The sequence below is a fragment of the Streptomyces sp. NBC_01591 genome (assembly GCF_035918155.1).
Classification (GTDB): domain Bacteria; phylum Actinomycetota; class Actinomycetes; order Streptomycetales; family Streptomycetaceae; genus Streptomyces.
Map to the genome: position 1 here is coordinate 1,112,544 of NZ_CP109328.1, position 18,483 is coordinate 1,131,026.

The following is an 18,483-nucleotide window of genomic DNA, read 5'->3' on the forward strand; positions in this document are numbered from 1 at the left end:
CTTCTGAAGAGGTGGTTTCAGCTGCGGGTGAATTCAGTGAGGAGTTCCGCCAGCGGCGTGCGAGGTATACAGGCGTCGACGCGGAATGAGCCGGCCAGAGCTGCGATGCCGGCGTCGTCGACAGTGGCGAAGAGGGCGGCGAAGTCGGCGAGCATGGGCTCCCCGAGCAGAAGTTCACGGACGAGCCTGCGCACGTACCAGCGCTGGCCGAAGGGCTGGGGGTCGAAGTCGGGGTACTCGGTGGCCATCAGCTCATCGAGCGGGGCGAGGGCGTGGCCGATGCCCTCCTCGCCGGTGGACCAAGGCTCGGTGCCCAGCCGCTCCTTCTTCTCCCTGATCGGCTGCAGCAGCCGGGACCAGGGTGAGTCGGGGTCGAGGGACACCAGCCCGGACAGATGGGTGTCCTTGTAGGTCCAGATGGACCAGTTCGCCCCGTGCTCACGGTAGATCTCCAGCTGATCGCGCAGTACGGCGTAGCGGTGCTTGTCGACTGCGGGGTCGCCGGAATAGACCGGCCCGAACTCGCCCACCCAGACTGGTGTGCCCGTTCTGCGGGAGTGCTCGGTTCGCTCCAGGAAGCGCTCCTCCAGCCAGCTGCGGTCGACATACTGTCCGCGTACTACGCCCGGGTACTCGGTCGCGTCACGGATTCCGGCGAGGGCGTAGTCGTGGGCGGAGTACACGGTGTTGTCGAATCCACTGCCGATGGCATCGAAGTCGTTGGCGTAGCGGTTGCCGTCGAGGAAGATCACATGGTCCGGGTCTATGGCCCGTACGGCGTCGACGAGTCGGCGGTAGAACGGACCGATCACCTCGCCGGTGGGATCGCCGGGCTCGTTGAGCAGGTTGAACCCGGCTACCTCGGGCCGGCCCCGGAACCGGTCCGCAAGCGCCTCCCAGATGGCCACCACTCGGTCCTGGAAGTGGCGGTGGCGCCACAGCCAGGCATGGTGGCTCGGATTGTCGCTGTGCTCGGACTGGTTCTGAAAGCCTGGTGCGGCATGCAGGTCGATGATGGTGTAGATGCCGTGCCGGGCGCAGGCGTCGATGGCGGTAGTGAGCCGCCGTATTCCGTCCTCCTTGATGTCGAACGGGTTGGCATCGTCGGAGAGGTGCCGGTAATTGACCGCAATGCGAACGCAGTTGAGTCCGGTGCGGGCGATCAGCGCTGCATCGGCGTCGGTGAAGAACTCGTCCAGGATGAGGTCGAACAGCCGGTCGGCCTTTTCTGCGCCCATGGAATGCCGCAGCGCGTCCCTGGCCTGGTGCTCGGCGCCGGGGAAGCCGTTGAGGAAGTTCTCCATCATCATCCAGCCGCCGAGCCCGGTGCCGCGCAGAGTCACTGGATTTCCGGACGGGGTGACGAACCGGTCACCGGATACTGTGAGCATTTCCATGACTAACCCTTCAGACCACTGTTGACGATTGACTTGATGAACCAGCGCTGGGCCACCAGGAATACCGCGAGAACCGGAATGACCGTGAGCGTGCTGGCCGCGAGCTGCACATTCCAGACCGGGGCTCCAAAGTTGTCCACGATCTGGGTGAGCGCTACCGGCAGGGTGAACATCTCCGGGCTGCGCAGGAACACCAGCGGTTCCAGGAAGGAGTTCCAGCTGTGCAGGAAGGAGAGCAGTGCCACCGCTGAGAGCGAAGGTCCGGCCAGCGGGAGCGCGATCCGGAAGAACAGCCCGAAACGCCCCAGACCGTCGAGCCTTCCGCTCTCCTCCAGCTCGGCCGGCAGGCCAAGGAAGAACTGGCGCATGACGAAGGTGCCGAAGACCGAGTTGCTGCCGAACACGGCCGGAATGATCAGCGGCCAGTGCGTGTCGGTCCAGCCGATCTCGGAGAACAGCCGGAACAGCGGAACGATGATGACCTCGCTCGGCATCAGCAATGCGGTGAGCAGGAGGACGAACATGGTGCCGCCGCCGATGAGGCGGACCCGGGCGAAGGCGTAACCGGCCATGGCCGAGACCACGACGCTGCCGACACACACCAACGCCGCGATATAGAGACTGTTGAAGTACTGACGGCCGAAGGGCTGGTAATCGGTGATACGGGCGTAGTTGTCCCACCGCCAGTCGCTCGGGAGCAGCGAGGGCGGATAGGAAAAGATCTCCGAGATCGGTTTGAGGGAGCTGCTCACCATCCACAGCAGGGGCAGGAGGAACGGCACCGCGAGGGCCACCATCAGTACGTACAGCAGGATCCGCCCGAATGCGGGCTTCCGAGCCCTGCGTCGGAACAGGGCCAAGGGGTTACTGCTCATGGAACACCCACTTCTTGCGCAACCACCACTGCACGACGGTCAGGACCAGGACAGCGAGGAAGAGCAGTACCGCGAGGGCACTCGCGTAGCCGAGGTCGAAGAACTTGAATGCCTGCAGATAGACGTAGTAGGCGAGTACGGTCGTGGCGTTACCCGGACCGCCGCCGGTCAGCACCATGACCTGGCCGAAGACCTGAAGCGAGCCGATCACCGTGACGATCGCGGCCAGCAGCATGGTCGGGCTGATCATCGGCAGGGTGATCCGGCGGAATATGGTCCAGGGAGGGGCGCCGTCGACCCTTGCCGCCTCCCGCAGCTCCGTGGGGACGCTTTGCAGGGCGGCCAGAAAGAGCACCATGTTCACGCCCACACCTTTGAGGACCTGCACCAGGATCACCGAGAACATCGCGGTGTCCGGCTCGCGCAGCCAGTTGGGACCATCGGCGCCGACCATGCGTATGAGCAGGTTGAGGCCGCCGTCCTTGCTGAGCAGGAAGCTCCATACGATGGTCCACGCGATGACCGACACGACGGTCGGGGAGAAGAAGATCGCGCGGAACACTATGGTGCCGCGCAGCCCCTGGTCCAGCAGCACGGCGAGCAGCAGGGCGAGGCAGATGTTGAGCGGCACCAGACCCAGGGAGAACACGGCCGTGTTCTGAGCCACCTCAATCGCGAGCGGGTCGTCGAGCAGCTTCCGGTAATTGTCACCGCCGATGAAGCTGATATCGCCGGTGAGATTGTTGTACTTCGTAAAGCTGTAGTAGACGACGGCTATGAGGGGCCCCAGCACGAAAGCGGCGAATCCCACCATCTGCGGGGCGATGAGTACGTACCCGGCGAGCATGTCCCGCCGACGCCACCGCGGGGTCCGTTGCCGCCCGCCCCGGCGGGCCGGCCGCACCTTGAGAGGCACGGTGGCCCGCCGGGACACGGCAGGGGTCGGGGCCTTCTTTGTCAGGCTCACGATCCGGCCTGCAGCAGGGGCTCGATGGCGGTACAGACGGCACGGGTGACCTTGTGCGTATCGGCCTTCGGCTTCCATGCCGCGTCGAGGGCCGCCCGCGTCTTCTCGTTCAGCTCGGCGTACCCGCTATGGCCGGGGCGCACCGTACCGGACTTAAGCGAATCGATGATGCTCTCTTGGAGCTGGTCCTTGCTGAGCAGCGGGTTGGTTCTGGCAAGGGTCTCGGCCGTCAGCAGTGAGGCGCGCGGCGGCGGGAAGAACTGGGCAAGTTCGGCGGTGTTCTTCTTGTCGGTGGCGAAGAGGAAGAACTGTTTGGCCAGTTCCTGGTTCTTGGCCTTGGCGAAGACGGCCAGGCCGGCCTGCCCGATCACCTGGTGAGCTCCGGCCGGTCCGGACGGCAGCGGTACGACGCCCCACTTCCACGAGACGTCGGCGAGCGGGCCGGCCTTGCTGACCTGGGTAATGATCATGCCGCTTTCGCCGGAGAAGAAGTCTGCCTGCTCTCCGGGCCCCGGCGTACTCCGGTCGGTGAAGGCCATCTTCCGGAAGAAGTCAATCGCGTCGACCATCTTCCCGTCGGAGAACCCGCAGTCGTTGTCGGACGTCCACGGTGCCGCCCCGTACGCGCTCATGATCGGATAGAGCCGGTCCCAGTGCTTGTAGTCGAAATCGTGGACGAGCAGGCCGAACCGTGCAGTCTTGGCATCGGTGACCTTCCTGGCCGCGGCGGCGAGCGCGTCCCATGTCCAGGCGTCTTCGGAGGCGAGCTTGGCCGGATCGTCCGCGTCGGCCTTGGCCAGGGCGTCGGCGTTGTAGAAGACCGCGAGGGGCGAGCTGGAGAACGGGTACGCGTAGAGCGATTTGCCGCGCCGCCACTGGCTGAGCAGCGCCGGCTCCAAGTCGTTGTATCCGTAGCCGCTCTCCGCCTTCATGGCCGGAGCCATGTCGACGAGCGTGTCGGCCTCGATGAAGTCGGCCGCGTTCGTTTCCAGAATCCAGCCCAGGTCGGGCGGGTTGCCCGAGGCGAGCTGAGTGGTCAGCGCGGTGGTGTAGTCCATGGGGTTGAGCGATTCGAACTTGATGCTCTTCACCTTCGGGTTACTGGCTTTGAAGGCGTCCGCGATGCTGTTCAGCAGCGCCAGATGCTCCTTCACCGCCGTCCACACGGCGATGCGCAGGTTGCCGTCGTCGGCTCCCGACCGACCGCCGCCGTTGCCGCAGCCGGCGGTGAGGGCAGCGGTCGCGGCTGCGGCCGCGGTCGCCGCGAGGACGGAGCGTCTCGATGGGTTCATTGCTGTACTCCTTGCGATGATTGGCTAGTAACCCGCTATTCGCGGCCACTGCAGCTCGACCCCGTCGCCGGTGAGACGGTCCTGGAAGTCGGCCAGGAGGCCGGGCGTGTTTCTGACGGCGCGCGGGGAGACCCGGCGCTCCAGGCAGAAGGCGGCCAGTGCACCGGCCGCCTCGCCGACGTTCCACTCGACGGGGTGCAGGCGGTAGCACCCATTGGTGATGTGTGTCGTGCCGATGTTCTTGGAGGCGGGGAGCAGGTTTTCCACCCGCTGTGGGAGCAGCGCACCCAGCGGGATCCGGAACGGGCAGCACGCCACATCGAGGTAGTTGTCGCCGCCGGTGGTGGGGTGCAGGTCAATGCGGTACATGCCGATGCCCACCGTGTCGGGATACTCCACGGCACCCTTGTCGCCCCGTAACGCGATGGACAGGTCCTGTTCGACGACCGTGTATTCGGCGCGGATACGCCGTGACTCGCGGATATACGGTGCCTGTGCCAGACCGTCGGCCGAGCCAGTGATATCGCCGCGCAGCCGCAGACCGGGGAAGCCGGTGCCGCCGTCGGGCCGTGGAGCCTCGGTCTGCAGCCAGTACAGGTACGCGAAGGACAGTTCGCGAGCGGCCGCGAGGTGCTGCGCGGCATCAGGTACGTCGTAGACTGGACCTGCCAGGTAATCGATCATCGGCCAGTTGACCAGCGTGATGTCGCTACTGTACGCGCCGTCGGTGAAGTTGCGCCGTGCCGCGATACGCCGGAACGTCCACAGGTTGCTGTCGCCGGCGCTGAGCCGCTGGTCCGCGACGACGGCCAGCGGGTCGTCGTCGGGATTCGGGGTGAAGCTGCGCTCGACGATCTCCTTGGTCCGTGGGTGAGGCGCGCTCAGGGAGAGCATCGGGCCGCCCCAGAAGTCCGGCTGGTAGGTGCGCCAGAAGTCGTATCGGACCGGTTTGTCGATCGTGTGATCGCCGTCCACATGGTCCAGCGCGAAGCAGACCGAGGCGGCTTGCATGTTCAAGGGCTGCGCCGTGCCCGGGGCGCTCGGCTCACCGGTCTCGGACTGCGCCTCGAAGCCGGTGACGTACTCGGTACCGGTGAGAGGTAGCAGCTCGCCGGTCTCCGTCGCGTCGAGAATGTACGGTGCGGCGATGGTGATCTCGTCGCCATCTCCGCAGTGCCCCACCGTCACGGCACAGACCCGGTCGCCGTCGGTCTCGGCGGACACCGGTCGGTACGGCTGCAGCACGCGCAACCGCCCGCTGCCCCGGTACGGCGCGAGCATTGCCTCGATGACCGCCACTGCCACCTGCGGCTCGTGGCAGAGCCGACTGACGTGTCCGGCCCCCGGGTTGAGGTGGCGCCAGGCCCGGGACCGCTCGGTCAGCGGGTAGTGCTGGCGGTAGTAGTCGCGGATTCCGTCCCGCAGTGCCCGGTAGCCGGCGGTCACACCGAACTGCTCCACCCAGCTGGGCTCGTCCGGTGGGACGGCCTGGCTCGTCAGCTGGCCACCCAGCCAGTCGTACTCCTCGGTGAGCACTACCCGCCGGCCGGCGCGCAGGGCGGCCAATGCCGCTGCCACTCCGCCGAGCCCTCCGCCGATGACGAGGATCTCCGTTTCCATCCACGTTCCTTTCACTGTGCGGGTGCGGGCGCCAGGGTGGCGCCGGTGACGAGTTCGCAGGGCAGCAGTAGCTGCGGGGTGTCCGCGGTGCCTTGGAGGAGGTCGGTCAGCAGCGCGATGGACTGTCGGCCCATCTCCTCTCTCGGGATCTTGAATCCGGTGAAGTCCACATCGGCAGGTACGGGCGTGGTCGGATCGCCGAGAGTCAGGACCGACAGGTCCTCCGGTACGGCCAGGCCGCGCCGACGCGCGGAAGCGACCAGATCCGCAGCGGTGGCGAAGTCTTCGACCAGGACTACCGTTGCGCGTGAGGCCAGCAACGCCGACAGCAACTCGTCGGGTTCGCGTCCGGGAGACAGCTCGTCGAGCGCGATGAGGACGCCGGGCCCCGGTGCCGCCTGGGTGGCCTGCAGAAAGCCTTTCCGACGGTCTGCGGAGGACTCCACGTCGGTGGGGAGTCCGAGGTATGCCACGCGACGGTGGCCGCGGGTCACCGCCAGCTCGACGAGGCGGCTGACGGCCGTCGCGTAATCGGCGCCCACGTGAGGCACCGGGCCTCCGGCGTCATCGCGCCGGCCAACTGCCACGAAGGGGTATCCGTCGGCGACCATCCGCCTCAGGTCGTCGCGGTCGAGCGACCGGCCGAGCAGCAGGCAGCCGTCCGCCAGCCGGAGCCGATTGTCGCCCTCGAAGACACGCCGCCGACCGCCCGTCACTGATGTGCTGGTGAGCAACAGCAGGTCGCAGCCGACCTGTTCGGCCGCGCCCTCGATACCGACCAGGAACGGGTGGTAGAAGTCGCTGGTGGCGCTGGGGAAGACCGCCTCATAGGTGAAGACGCCCAGTATGCGGTTGCGTTTGTCAGCCAGCCGTCGTGCCACTGGATCGGGCACGTACCCGGATTCCCGGATCACCTTCAACACGCGCTCGCGGGTCTCCTCGGGAATCCGGATATCCGCGTCGGCCCGACCGTTGAGCACCAGCGACACGGTCGGCTGACTCACCCCGGCCAGCTTGGCAATGTCCCGCTGCGTGATCCGCCGCGCAGGGCGACCAATTGTCACTTGAGCCTCCGCTAATACGAATTATCTCGCCTCGGGATCAGTGTGAACCCTGTGTTTCAAACACGTCAAGACTTGGGGGCGCTGATAATGCGAATTAGTAAGTCGGGCGTCAACAGCTTCCGTTGGCAGCAGCTGAGCCGGGGGCGGGCCAGAGCGCCGGAGTGTTCCGTGGATGTCTGATTCGTTCCCGGGATGTCGTGGAGGGCGAGGGTGATTTCGCGGGTGAGGGATCCACGCCCCGGTGGTGAAGAGGCGCTTGAGCGCGTCGTAGCGGCTGATGCCCCACTTGGTCACAACCGGAACGGAACCCGTGGACACTCTGGTCAGACCAGCGGATGACCCCTGCCCGCACCCGGCCAACGGCACCGAACGCCGCCCTGCACAGCCTCAGGAAACCACTTCAAACCGGACCGGTAAATCGAGGCTCAGGCGACCGGGAAGCCAGACGGTGTTCACCGCGTCGGGCAGGGCTGAGGTTCCCGGTCCGCGCTGTGCTCGGCGTGCAGATGCGAGATCCAGATCGCGTCCAGCTCATCCAGTTGGACGTGCCGTTGAAGCTGAGCCAGCGTCCCGCTGCCCGCGTCCATCCACACCCGTGTGTCGCCGCTGGACACCAGGTGGCCGGAGCAAGGGATTGTCCACGCTCGGACAAGGCGTCGCACACCCCGGGACGGTGAGACGGAGAAGCTCGGTGGTCATCCGGGGAGAACGCTTGATCCACAGGTGTTGACGACCTTGATACTGCACCGGCGACTGGTCCGCGACTACGAGGGCCGCCCGGCCCCCTCGGAGTCGCGATGAAGCTCTTGTCCTGCGGGTTCCGCTCGACGATCTCGATGCCGATCCCGTGTCTGTGGCCGTGGGCTTCGCCTCGGTCTTCGCCGGACGGTCGCCGGCGCGCGGGCAGGCGTCAGTCGGTGACGAGGTCGTCCGGGGCGGACCGGGCGAGTTCGGCCAGTGTGGCCAGCGCCTGGGAGAGAACGTCGGTCTGCGGGGAGGCAAGCCCCAGCCGGATCGCGTTGGGGGCCTGGTTATTGCCGACGGTGAACGCGGCGGCCGGCACCACTCCGATGCCGTGCCGGGCAGCGGCGGCGACGAAGGTGTCCGCGCGCCACGGGCGGGGCAGTTGCCACCAGCAGTGGTACGAGCGCGGGTCGCTCCGTACAGCGAAGCCGCCGAGGTGCCGGGCCGCGATCTCCTGTCGTACGGCGGCTTCCCGCTGCTTGGCCTGTACGAGCGCCTTCACGGTGCCGTCCTGCTGCCAGTGGTAGGCCGCCTCCAGTGCGAAGCGCATGGGGGTCCAGCCCCCCGAGCGCAGCGACGTGGCGATCTCGCCCACCAGGAAGCCGGGCGCCACCACGAACCCGAGGGTCAGGCCAGGGGCTATGCGCTTGGACAGGCTGTCGACGAGGACGGTCTGCTGGGGGGCCAGAGAGGCGAGCGGCGGCACTTCGTCGTCGGTCGGCGGCGGGGTCGAGGAGGACGACGCGACCATCGAGGCGGCCCTGCACCGCGAGGTATTCGAGGAGCTGGGCGGCAAGCTGCAACGTGCCGAGCTCGTCCACCTGATCACCGACGAGCTGGAGGGCGGCACCGGGGTTCAACACGGTCGCGGCGAGGCTGAGTTCGAGCCATGCGGCGTTGACCAGGAAGTGGCGGGATGGGAAGCGTCCGAAGCCGGTGGTCTTGCCGCACCGGATGTGGTCCTCGACGGTGGCATGCCCGCGGTGGCGGACTTCCAGGAACTGGGCGGAGCCGGCGCCGGCGAGCGGGGTGTCGGTGAGGAAGACCTGGTGCCGCAGGCCCTCGTCCTGGTCGAACAAGGAGAGCTGGGCTCCGGGGTGCGGGCGCTCGCGGCGCACGATGATGCGGGTGCCGTCCGGGTAGCCGGCAATGTCGACCGTGCCGGTCAGCTCGGCGACCGAGGCGCCGGCACGCAGTGTTCCGTCCTGGTCCAGGGCGGGGTGCCAGACCTGTTCGGGCAGGGCCCGGATCGCGCGGCGGACCGGTTCGGTGACCGCGTATCCGACCGAGAAGAAGGTGCGGATTCCTCGTATCCGCATGTCTCGGACGTGGGCGAGGAAGGCTTTCGCCGATCCGGCGCTGTCGGTGCGGACGAGGATGTCGGTGCCGTGCCGGTGGGTGTCGGGGATCTGCGCGAGAGCGTCGTCCAGCACCGCGATGTGATCGGCGGCGGTGTTGGCTCCGGCGTTGCCGGGCCGCAGCCGCCCGGACATGCCCTCGCCGGTGTTGGCCAGGAAACACACCAGAGGGTGGAATCCGAAGCCGCCTTTGTAGGTGGGTGCGGCTTGGTCCTTCTCGGAGTGGCAGGTCACCAGCGTGGCGTCGAGGTCCAGGACCAGGCCGGGCAGTTCCCGTCCGCCGGCTTTTGCCGCCGGTATTCCGCAGCGGGTCTCGGCGGCCTGCAGCCAGGCCACTTCCCGTGCCTGGGCGCGGGCCGCTCGCAGCCGAGCGAGTCCGGTCTCGTCGATGTCGGCGAGCAGCCGCCAGGCCGTCGGTGTCGAGGCGACCGGGCCGAACACCTTGCCCTGGTCCCGCAACACGGCCAGATCCGTGATGGATTCCCCGCCATCAGCCAGCATCACCGCGAGGTCGGTGGCGATCCGGCCCGGGTCGTGGCCAGTGCCGCGTGGCCGAAGTGGTCCCAACGCGGTGGAGTACGCGCTGGTCAGTTCGGTGGCATCGGCAAGATCAGCCAGCAACCGTGCCCCGGCGTGACCAACCACCCCGGCACCGTCAGCAGAGACATGGAGCTTGGGACGCGAACCGATACCCTGCACGCAGAAAGTGCCTTCCGCCTGGACCGACAGAACCCCTTGGCTCTGTTGATGACGAGGAACAGCGATTCGATTCTCGGGCAGTTCGGGAGGCGCGTACGCACTCCAGAGGGCCCGAATGTCGACGAGTCCGGACGGCACACTCCTGGATCCGCGTGACCTAATTCCCGTCTGCGCGTCCCCGCACCGAGGCAAGCTGAGGTCAAAGATGCTGGCTACGGGATCAGGTGGCCGGGTGGACCGACTCCGTTGCCGGCGCGGAGGTCTCCGTGGGCACTGCCTCCCGTACTCGTCGATACCGGGATCGGGACACCGAAGGCGCCTCCCAAACCCATCGAGAAGCGCCTTCACTGCTGCTCGATAAAGCCACGCCGGTCTTTTGACCGGGGTTCGCTTCCTGAGTCAGGCCGTCTTCGTCCAGGTCGATGTCTCAGCTCAGGCGGTAGCCGAGGAGGGCGAGGCCCGCGGCGGCGGCGCGGTGCTGGTAGGCGCGCAGTCCGGGGGCGCCGGGGGTGCGGGTTTGCGGGCGTTGCGGTGCCAGTGACCGGTGAGTGCGGTGAGGAACGCGGTGGTGGCGTCGGGGTTGGTGGCGGTGGCGGGGTGGTCGCAAAGCAGGCGGGCGATGTCTGCGGGTGCGTGTCCGGCGAGGACGAGTTGCGGGGCGAGAGATGCGGCGTCGATGCAGGCCGGGCCGGTGGTGGCGTGTGCCCAGTCCACGAAGGTCACGCCGAGGTGGCGGTCGCGGACCATGTTGTCGGCCCGCAGGTCTCCGTGGACGATGCGGTTGCCGCGGGCAAGGGCGGGCCAGGCGGCTTCCAGTTCGGCGAGCTGGGGCAGGCGGTCACGGGCGGCGGGGGCGAGGTCTGCGGGCGGATCGCGGAGGAGTTCGTCCCAGCCGTGCAGGCCGGCCGCTGTCGAGGGTGTGGTGCTGACCGCCTTGGCGTACGGTGCCGGGGCGGGGCTGGAGGTGAGCTTGTCCAGGAGCGCCCATGTCTGCCCGGCGTCGCCTGAGGCGGGGGAGAGGTCGGGGTGCGGGCCGTCGAGGTGGGCGATGACGACGGCGGTCCAGTTGGCGGCGTGGTGGATGCCCAGCAGTTTTGGGGCCGGGGCGCCGGGAGGCAGCGCGTCCAGGACGGCGGCTTCGTGGACGTTGGCGGCGGTGAGCGGGTCGTCGTCGGGAGCTGCCTTGACGAAGGCCCGTCGCCCGTCGGCCAGACGGAGGGCGGCGGCCAGTTGGTGGCCGAAGCCGCCGCCGGGGGTGACGGTGTCGGTGACGGGTGCGCCGAGGGCGTCTTCGAGGCGGGCGCGCAGCGCCGTGGGGACGTCGGTCCATTGCAGACGGCCGCTGGTGGGCGGTACAGGCATCGGGGCAGCTTTCAGAGGTCCAGGGGACGGGTGACGGGGTGATGGGGGTGCGCGCCGAGCCGGACCGGGAGTCGGGGCTGAGGGGCGGGGTCCGCTCTCTCAGTGCTCCAGCTCGGCGCCGGGCGCTCGTCGCCGCATCACGCGCATTCGCCTGTGTCCTCTGAGCTTGATCTTTAAGGCTGCTGGTCGGCCCCGTCGCGTCTAGGCATTATCCGTTTTGCGCTGTTTCTTGCCGACTGGGTGGCGGGGTGCGGGTGTGGAGGTGCGGCCCTTGGGGCGGCCTGGGCCGGGGCGGGAGGCTTTTGGCGCGCGGGCTGGAGTGCCCACGGTCCGTCGGATGCGGGGATAGCCCCGTCGGACTCGGCCCGGGGTGAGCTGATCCGGTGTCAGGGGTTTCTCCCAGGGCCGCCGGAGGTCCTCGGCCAGAGGCCGGATGAGACGGAGTTGCGCGTAGGCGGCGAGGATCAGCCACACCCACCGGTCGGCCTGTTCGGGGGTGCGCAAGCGGGGTCGGGTCAGGCCGAGCGTCTGCTTGAAGAAGCGGAAAGTGTGCTCGATGTCGAACCTTCGAAGGAAGATCCGCCAGAGGCGGTCGACGTCGTGCGCGGTGGCGTCGGGGTCGCTGTGCCACAGCCATAGCGGCTTGGGGTCGCGATTGCCGGGCAGGTGCTCGACCGCCAGATGGACCAACGTTCCCTCGACGATGGGGAGTTCGCCTTCGTGGTCAGCCCAGGAGCCGCGCCGGTCCAGCCTGGGGTGCAGGCGGCCCCAGCAGCGGGCGAGGACTTGACCGAAGCGGTCGTGGACGCCGGCCGACTCCTGGACCGGCGCGGGATAGGTCGCGGCGTGGGCCAGGCGGAACTCCGCTCCATGCCGGGGCGGGCGCCCGGGGTTCGTCCCGCGGCGCTTGCCGGCTGGGGCGCGCATCACCCGGTCGGCGCGGATGCGTCCCAGTAGCCGCACCGGCTCCTCGCGCAGCAGCCAGGTCAGACGAACCAGGTCGTAGCCGGAGTCCAGGACGAACAGCACCGGCAAGTCCCCCGGGCGCCACTGCCCGGCCCGCTCCAGGCGGGCGACAAGGTCGCGGATCTGGGCGGCGGTGACCTCGGTGGGATCGTCCTCGGGCCCCAACCGCACCGCGTCCAGCGGCCCGGTCCACGAGGAGCGGCCCCCACCCAGGGCCGCCGCGACCTGGTAGGGCCAGCCCGGGATGGTCTGACGCACCCCGTCGCACCGGCACGGACGGTGGCAGTGCAGCCGCTCGGGCGAGCACTCGGCATCCGGACGCGGCCACGGCGTGACATCCAACGCGATCGACAGCTGCCCGTCCGTCCCGCGCGGCAGCCGCAGACCGGCCAGCGCCATCCGAAGCCGGGACACGTTGATGTGTCCCTGGGTCAGCGCGTCGTACATCGCTCCGTGCCCGCGCCGATGCACCCCCGACAGCGAGAGTTCCGGCAGGGACGTCACCGGCCCGTCTGCGCACAGCACCGCATCCATGAGCTCGAACAGAGCATCCGCCCGCAACGTCAGGCACTCGTACAGCTCACGGCGAAACCGGGACAACCTGGCCAGGGCCTCGACGCGCACGGCGCCGTCTTGCAGACTGTCCATCACGGCCTTTGGTTGATCAACGTGTCTCTTGGCGGAAACATATGATCAAGCAGAGGCCGCTCAGCTGTCAGGCGAACGACAAACCCCACCAAGAAATGATCTTGGTGGGGTTTAAAGCCAAGCTGAGTGCAGAAGTGCAATAAGGGGCGCCCGTGGGGGGCGCCCCTTCACTGTAGTGCGGCGGGTGGGTCACGCGCTGTCGGTTGGGGGCAGGTGGTTGAGCAGGGACGGCCCGATGCTGGCGGGTTCGGGCAGGAGGTGATCGGCCCCGGCGGCGTGCAGGGCGGCGGGAGGGTGCCAGCCCCAGACCGCTCCGAGTGCGACGACGCCGGCGGCGCGGGCCGCGGTCATGTCGGTGGGGCTGTCCCCTACGAACACCGCGCGTTCCGGTGGGATGTCGAGCCGGCTCAGGGCGAGATGCAGTCCGTCGGGAGCCGGTTTGGGCGGCGCGTCCTGCCGTGTGACGACGACCTCCAGCAGTTTGGTCAGGGCTGGTGGCAGCAGCCACCGCAGCCGGTCGGGGTCCTGGACCGTGACGACGCCGACGGCCGTGCCCTGCGCGCGCAGGGCCAGCAGCCCGGCGAGAATCCCGGGGAACGGTTCGACGGGGAGGGTTGACGCCGCGCCGTCCCACCACCGGTCGCAGGCGTCGTCGGGATCGGCGACGTCCAGGAGTGCCAGGACCTCGCAGCGGGGGCGGCGCAGGGCAGCAGGCGGAAGGTCATCCGGCATCACCCGGCGGCCGAGAGCACAGGTGGCGACCGCCGCGAGGGTGGAGCGCACTGCGGCGGCACTGTCCAGCAGCACTCCGTCCAGGTCGAACAGCGCCGCTTGGCGGGGCCCGGTCACCGGGCACCGTCCGGATCTTGGACCAGGGCGCGCAGGACGATGTGGTGGTCGGCGAGCAGGGTGGCGGCGCCCGCGTCGCGGTCCAGGACGCACAGGGCCGTGCCGACCCGCGCGCCGCCCATCCGCAGCAGGCGGGCACTGCGCAGGAGACTTGTGCCGCTGCGGGCGGTGTCGTCCAGCAGGACCGTTTGCCGGCCGCTCAGCTCGGCGCCCTCGATCTGCTGCCACGTGCCGTGTTCCTTGGGAGAGGGGCGAAGGAAGGCGGCGGGCAGACCGGTGTGCAGGGACACCGCCGTGACCAGCGGGATGCCGGCCAGCGCGGGACCCGCCAGGACCTCGGTGCCAGCGGGCAGCAGGCTGGCGAGCGCGGCTGCGGTCTCCGCCAGCAGCTCCGGGTCACCGGCCAGCCGGTACGGGTCGAAGTAGGTGTCCAGGGTGCCGCCTTCCGGCAGCCGGTAGGGGCCGGGCCGGTAGGCGACGCCCGCGATCTTCTCCGCGAAGGTGACGGCGGGCAACGTCATCGCTTGCACCGCCCGGCATCGAGGGCCTTGAGATCCGCTTCGAGCGCCGCGGCGTCGGGCAGTTCCCGCAGGAAGCCCAGCGGCCGGATGGGGCTCTCGGTCAGCCATCCCCCGGCCCGCAGGAACGCACCCAGACGGCACGCGGTGGGCCCGAGCAGCCGCACGGGAAGGGAACGGATCGTGGTGGCGTAGTACAGGGCGGCGGTGAGTTCGTGCAGCGTGCCGACCCCTCCGCCCATCGCGACGACCAGGTCGGCGTCGTCGAGATAGGCATGCAGCCGGGCGCCGATGGTCGGGGCGTACACGGTGGCGGTGACGTGGGGGTTGAGCGCTCCCCAGTCGGGGCGGCCGGCCAGCGTGATCGCGGTGACCGGTACTCCGTGGGGTGCGGCGCCGCGCGCGGCGGCCTCCATCAGTCCGTTGTAGCCGCCGTGCCGCAGGGCGTACCCGGCGCGGGCCAGTGCGGCGCCGGCAGCCTCCGCCAGCGGTTCCTCGCCGTCCGGCGGTACGACTCCGGCGAACAGGGCCGCGGTGAGGTCGGTGCTGTTCATACGAGTCCTTCCTCGTGCTGCTGGTAGGAGCGGTATGCGGAGATCTCGTCGGTCAGCGAGCCGGCGGCGTGCGGGGCGATCCGCTGCGCAAGGCGCACGATGCGGTCCAGTGCTTCATCGGCCTGCGCCACGGTGGGGACCGGCGGACTGGTCAGCGCCTGCGTCAGCTGGGCCAGACACTCCCGGCCGGTGGCGGTGCGGCCGACTTCGTCGGGCAGGTGGTACCAGCCGTGATGCCGGGAGTGCGGCACCAGCGCGGTGCGGATCACGTCCCGGCAGGTGGCGTTCAGGTCGTGCAGGAGGCCGTAGGCGATGTAGTGCTGGCCCCTGGCCAGGCGTTTGCGGAGCATCGCGTGCAGGACCATCGCCTGGACGAGGAGACTGCCGCAGTCCGCGGGTGCCTGTGCCGCGCGGGCGAGTTCCTGCGCCGTGCGCTGCCGGGTGCCGGCATCGGCGAGGCTGTCGGCGCCGGGGCCCTGCCACAGCAGGCGGGGGCCGATCCTGCGGCGCAGCGCCCCGACCGTGCTGGTCGGGCACAGGTACAGGTCGAGCTGGAGCAGGTGGCCGTCGTGCGGCAGCAGGTAGACGAACCCGGCGCCGCCGAGATCGCCGACGATGGTGTCCCGCCATCCGGGCAGCAGCGTGCCGAAGGTGGTGGACATCAGCGCGTCCAGGCTGTTCATCAGGTCGGGCAGTCGGCTGTCGTGGACGGCGACGACCAGGTCGACGTCGGAGAGCCGGTCCGCGGTGCCGGTGGCCAGCGAGCCGCGGACCAGGAGGTGGGTCACGGCCGTGGTGGCGGACAGGGCCTGGACCAGGTCGCCCAGGACGGCGAGTTGCGCCGGCCGGTGGGCGTGCGCGAGTTCCTCGATCGCGGGCAGCTCGCGCGGCGGGGATGCCGAGGTGGACATCAGTGTCCTGCCTTTCGGATGAAGAGGATCGGGGCTGGGGTCAGGGGCGGTCGAGCAGGTGCGCCTTCGCCTGGCGCCACCGGTGCGCATCGCTGTCCGCGCCGCGGCCCGTGTGGAGTTCGGCGATCAGGTCGTAGGCCCCGCCCTCCGGCAGGGCGTAGCTGTAGAAAGCGCGCAGCAGGGTCTGTTCCGCCGCGTCGGTGAAGCCGAGTTCGGCAAGCTGCCCGGCCCCGGACAGCAGTGCGGCCCGGTTCGCCCCGGTCATCTCCGGCAGGTCCGCCGCGTCCCCGTCACGCAGGCAGGGGCGGGCGGCCAGGGCCTGGTAGGCGTCGTTGGCGTACACGTCGGCGATCAGGTGGAGCCGGTCCGGGCCGGTCGTGTTGCATACGCCGTGTGCCTGCGAGGGCGTCAGCCGCCACAATGCGCCGGCTGCCATGTGGACCCTGGTCCCTGCGGTGACCAGAACTGCCGAAGGATTGGTGACGAGCGGGATGTGCAGACGGTGCCTGCCCATGTCTCGCAGTTCCGCGTAGTCGCGGTGCTCCCACAGGTAGGAGTGCGGTTCCAGGCGGGCCAGGCGCACGTACATGAAGTCCAGTCCCAGCCCGTCGAGGAACCGCGTGGTGGCGGGCATGGCCTCCAGTAAGGAGGTGGGCCGGGGGCGGCCGTCGCCGATCACGACGTCGTGGGGGTCACCGGAGTGGTTCAGCAGCGACGTGGTCCACCAGCCGCCCGACTGGTACTCGCCGTACGCGACGACGCCGCGGGCGGGCGCTGCCAGCGCCTCGGCCCGCATCTGCTCGACCGTCAGCTCGTCCAGGTCGGCCAGCCGGGCGACCTGGGCAAGGACGTCCGCCCGCCCGGGGCCGGCCTGCGCCACCGGGGTGGCTGCGGGGAGTATGGTCACCATCGGAATCCTCCTGACATCTTGTCGGACGCTGCCCTGCAGGGCAGCCGTGCAAGGACACCGCAGGCACGAACCGCCTCACAGACCGCTGGCGTTGCCGCCCGTTGCAGGCCGTTGCCGTTCACCTCCGGCGGCCTTCCCCCGCCCGCCGGAAGCCGGGAAACTGGTGGCGCCCGCGCCCGCGAAAAGGGATGGCCGTGACCACTGACGCCGCCGAACGCCACCCGCTTGCCTACCTCCTGGCCGTACGCGGCCAGAAGGCGCAGGCGTACCTGCTCCGGGTCGCCGAGCAGCACCAGCGCATGGGATACGGGCAGATGGCGTACCGCCGGGAGAAGGCATCCCGCTGGATCAGGGGGGACTACGCGCCCAACTACCGCACCCAGCTCGCCATGGCCGCGCTCGAAGGCATCCCGCCCGAGGCGATCCACGCCCACGGCTGGCCGGGCTGGCTCCTGTTGGCCCTGCCGGACCACACCCTCTTCACCCTCCCGTGGACGACCACGGGGGTGGTGCAGGCACTGGAGATCACAGGAGGTCCGGTGGACCGCAGGAAGTTTCTGATCACCACATCCGTCACCCTGGGCACCACCGTGGCGCAATGGTCCGCCGCCGCCCCCGCAGGAGCGGCCCCCACCACGGGCTGCCGGATCGGTGACGACGTCCCCGACCTCTTCGAACGCCGCCTTGAGGGCCTGCGCCGGCTCGACGACACCGTCGGCTCCGGCGACGTCTACGACGCGGCCCGCGCCGAACTCCGCCTGATCACCGCCACCCTCAAGAACGCCTCCTTCGGCGAAGGCGTCGAGCGCCGCCTGTTCGCCGCGGCGGCCGAAGCCTCCCGCTCCGCGGGCTGGACGGCCTACGACAGCGGGAAGACCGCCGCCGCCGAACGCCACTACGTCACCGCCCTGCGCGCCGCCGCCAGCGCCGACGACCCCGTGGTCGGAGCGAACACTCTCGCCTTCTGGGCCATCCAGCACTACTCCACCGGCAATCCCCGCGGCGCGGTCGACCTCATCGAGGCCGCCCTGTCAAAAGCACCAAGGACCGGCTCGCCCCGCCTGACCTCCATGCTCCACGCCCGCGCCTGCCGGGCCCACGCCCATGCCGGCGATGCCCGGGCCGCCGACCGGGCCGCCAACGCCGCCCTGGACGCCTACGAGCACGCCGGACCCATCGAGGACGATCTCTCCTGCGTCTACTGGTACAACCTCGGCGAGACCCACCAGCTCATCGGCAGCTCCGCCCTCAACCTGGGCAACCCCAAACGGGCCCTCGCCCACTTCCTGGAAGCCTCCACCGTCCACACCAACCAGGAGGCATACAACGGCGACGCCTTCCCCGCGGCCACGCCATCTACCTCGCCCGGCTCGCCGAGGCCCATCTCGGTCTCGGCGATGTCGATGCCGCCGTGGCCACCGCCCACGACGCCGTCGACCGGATGGGAGGCATCACCTCCGCCCGCAGCACCCACACCCTGGAAGACCTGCGCAGCAAACTCGCCCGCCGCCGCGGGATACCCGCCGTCGCCGAATTCCTGGACTACACCAACACCGAGTGATCGCCCAACGGCCGGCCGCCAGGCACCCCTCCGGCCATGCTCAACCGTTCTCAAAGGCCATGCGGGGTTGTCCGATTGCGGGAGCGGCTGTCTACAACAACCTCGAATGCCCAGTGGTCTTCGGCGCCCGACGGCGGCAGGCTGCCGGGCGTGGCGAGCATCGGAGCGATCCGCGGCAACCTCATGAC

General features: G+C 69.3%; 14 protein-coding genes and 4 pseudogenes. 2 read left to right on the top strand and 16 right to left on the bottom strand.

All coding sequences use genetic code 11. The features are described from left to right. Positions 1-17 precede the first annotated feature (17 nt). The 8 genes and pseudogenes from OG978_RS46605 to OG978_RS46640 form a co-directional block, all read right to left on the bottom strand. Positions 18-1,391: a glycoside hydrolase family 5 protein gene (locus OG978_RS46605; protein WP_326763346.1), complete on the bottom strand. Its 1,374-nt coding sequence runs from the start codon at positions 1,389-1,391 to the stop codon at positions 18-20. Between the two features lie 8 nt (positions 1,392-1,399). Further along, positions 1,400-2,272, bottom strand: a complete 873-nt coding sequence (locus tag OG978_RS46610; RefSeq protein WP_326763345.1) for a carbohydrate ABC transporter permease — start codon at positions 2,270-2,272, stop codon at positions 1,400-1,402. After that, the gene (locus OG978_RS46615; protein ID WP_326771045.1) at positions 2,262-3,119 is read right to left on the bottom strand and encodes a carbohydrate ABC transporter permease; all 858 of its coding nucleotides are present in this window, start codon (positions 3,117-3,119) and stop codon (positions 2,262-2,264) included. The genes OG978_RS46610 and OG978_RS46615 overlap by 11 nt, the downstream gene beginning before the upstream one ends. Before the next feature lie 116 nt (positions 3,120-3,235). Then, positions 3,236-4,531 carry an extracellular solute-binding protein gene (locus OG978_RS46620; RefSeq protein WP_326763343.1) on the bottom strand — a complete coding sequence of 432 codons (1,296 nt, stop codon included), beginning with the start codon at positions 4,529-4,531 and terminating at the stop codon, positions 3,236-3,238. 24 nt (positions 4,532-4,555) lie between these two features. Continuing rightward, positions 4,556-6,151, bottom strand: coding sequence for an FAD-dependent oxidoreductase (locus OG978_RS46625; protein ID WP_326763342.1), 1,596 nt, complete (start codon positions 6,149-6,151; stop codon positions 4,556-4,558). Between the two features lie 11 nt (positions 6,152-6,162). Further along, positions 6,163-7,209 carry a LacI family DNA-binding transcriptional regulator gene (locus OG978_RS46630; protein ID WP_326771044.1) on the bottom strand — a complete coding sequence of 349 codons (1,047 nt, stop codon included), beginning with the start codon at positions 7,207-7,209 and terminating at the stop codon, positions 6,163-6,165. Positions 7,210-7,697: 488 nt separating this feature from the next. Then, a pseudogene (locus OG978_RS46635) lies at positions 7,698-7,914 on the bottom strand (MBL fold metallo-hydrolase); the annotation flags it as partial. A gap of 211 nt (positions 7,915-8,125) precedes the next feature. Continuing rightward, positions 8,126-8,671: pseudogene (locus OG978_RS46640) on the bottom strand (PLP-dependent aminotransferase family protein); the annotation flags it as partial. 1 nt (position 8,672) lies between these two features. Between OG978_RS46640 and OG978_RS46645 the strand changes: the two are divergent. After that, a pseudogene (locus OG978_RS46645) lies at positions 8,673-8,822 on the top strand (NUDIX domain-containing protein); the annotation flags it as partial. Here OG978_RS46645 and OG978_RS46650 read toward each other — a convergent pair. The 8 genes and pseudogenes from OG978_RS46650 to OG978_RS46685 form a co-directional block, all read right to left on the bottom strand. Then, positions 8,790-10,016 (bottom strand): annotated as a pseudogene (locus tag OG978_RS46650) (IS1380 family transposase); the annotation flags it as partial. The pseudogenes OG978_RS46645 and OG978_RS46650 sit on opposite strands and share 33 nt — an antisense overlap. A 432-nt stretch (positions 10,017-10,448) precedes the next feature. Then, positions 10,449-11,378, bottom strand: a complete 930-nt coding sequence (locus tag OG978_RS46655; protein ID WP_326763340.1) for a phosphotransferase family protein — start codon at positions 11,376-11,378, stop codon at positions 10,449-10,451. A 201-nt stretch (positions 11,379-11,579) separates the two neighbouring features. Continuing rightward, entirely contained in the window at positions 11,580-12,992 is a 1,413-nt protein-coding gene (locus OG978_RS46660) for an NF041680 family putative transposase (RefSeq protein WP_326763339.1), read from the bottom strand. Between the two features lie 189 nt (positions 12,993-13,181). Next, a complete protein-coding gene (locus OG978_RS46665; RefSeq protein ID WP_326763338.1) occupies positions 13,182-13,841 on the bottom strand; it encodes an HAD family hydrolase in 660 nt (219 codons plus the stop codon). Beyond that, positions 13,838-14,362 carry an orotate phosphoribosyltransferase gene (locus OG978_RS46670; protein ID WP_326763337.1) on the bottom strand — a complete coding sequence of 175 codons (525 nt, stop codon included), beginning with the start codon at positions 14,360-14,362 and terminating at the stop codon, positions 13,838-13,840. Before OG978_RS46670 ends, OG978_RS46665 begins: the two co-directional genes overlap by 4 nt. After that, entirely contained in the window at positions 14,359-14,913 is a 555-nt protein-coding gene (locus OG978_RS46675; protein ID WP_326763336.1) for an LOG family protein, read from the bottom strand. Before OG978_RS46675 ends, OG978_RS46670 begins: the two co-directional genes overlap by 4 nt. After that, positions 14,910-15,824, bottom strand: coding sequence for a nucleotidyltransferase domain-containing protein (locus OG978_RS46680; RefSeq protein ID WP_326763335.1), 915 nt, complete (start codon positions 15,822-15,824; stop codon positions 14,910-14,912). The genes OG978_RS46675 and OG978_RS46680 overlap by 4 nt, the downstream gene beginning before the upstream one ends. A 40-nt stretch (positions 15,825-15,864) precedes the next feature. Then, positions 15,865-16,734 (bottom strand): aspartyl/asparaginyl beta-hydroxylase domain-containing protein, encoded by an 870-nt coding sequence (locus tag OG978_RS46685; RefSeq protein WP_326763334.1) that lies wholly within the window; start codon positions 16,732-16,734, stop codon positions 15,865-15,867. Between the two features lie 194 nt (positions 16,735-16,928). Between OG978_RS46685 and OG978_RS46690 the strand changes: the two genes are divergently transcribed. Next, a complete protein-coding gene (locus OG978_RS46690; protein WP_326771043.1) occupies positions 16,929-18,482 on the top strand; it encodes a hypothetical protein in 1,554 nt (517 codons plus the stop codon). Position 18,483: the final 1 nt, after the last annotated feature.

Coding starts and splice junctions, on each gene's coding strand:
- OG978_RS46605 (WP_326763346.1), bottom strand. CDS start 1,391: ATGCTCACAGTATCCGGTGACCGGTTCGTCACCCCGTCCGGAAATCCA.
- OG978_RS46610 (WP_326763345.1), bottom strand. CDS start 2,272: ATGAGCAGTAACCCCTTGGCCCTGTTCCGACGCAGGGCTCGGAAGCCC.
- OG978_RS46615 (WP_326771045.1), bottom strand. CDS start 3,119: ATGCTCGCCGGGTACGTACTCATCGCCCCGCAGATGGTGGGATTCGCC.
- OG978_RS46620 (WP_326763343.1), bottom strand. CDS start 4,531: ATGAACCCATCGAGACGCTCCGTCCTCGCGGCGACCGCGGCCGCAGCC.
- OG978_RS46625 (WP_326763342.1), bottom strand. CDS start 6,151: ATGGAAACGGAGATCCTCGTCATCGGCGGAGGGCTCGGCGGAGTGGCA.
- OG978_RS46655 (WP_326763340.1), bottom strand. CDS start 11,378: ATGCCTGTACCGCCCACCAGCGGCCGTCTGCAATGGACCGACGTCCCC.
- OG978_RS46660 (WP_326763339.1), bottom strand. CDS start 12,992: ATGGACAGTCTGCAAGACGGCGCCGTGCGCGTCGAGGCCCTGGCCAGG.
- OG978_RS46670 (WP_326763337.1), bottom strand. CDS start 14,362: ATGACGTTGCCCGCCGTCACCTTCGCGGAGAAGATCGCGGGCGTCGCC.
- OG978_RS46675 (WP_326763336.1), bottom strand. CDS start 14,913: ATGAACAGCACCGACCTCACCGCGGCCCTGTTCGCCGGAGTCGTACCG.
- OG978_RS46680 (WP_326763335.1), bottom strand. CDS start 15,824: ATGTCCACCTCGGCATCCCCGCCGCGCGAGCTGCCCGCGATCGAGGAA.
- OG978_RS46685 (WP_326763334.1), bottom strand. CDS start 16,734: ATGGTGACCATACTCCCCGCAGCCACCCCGGTGGCGCAGGCCGGCCCC.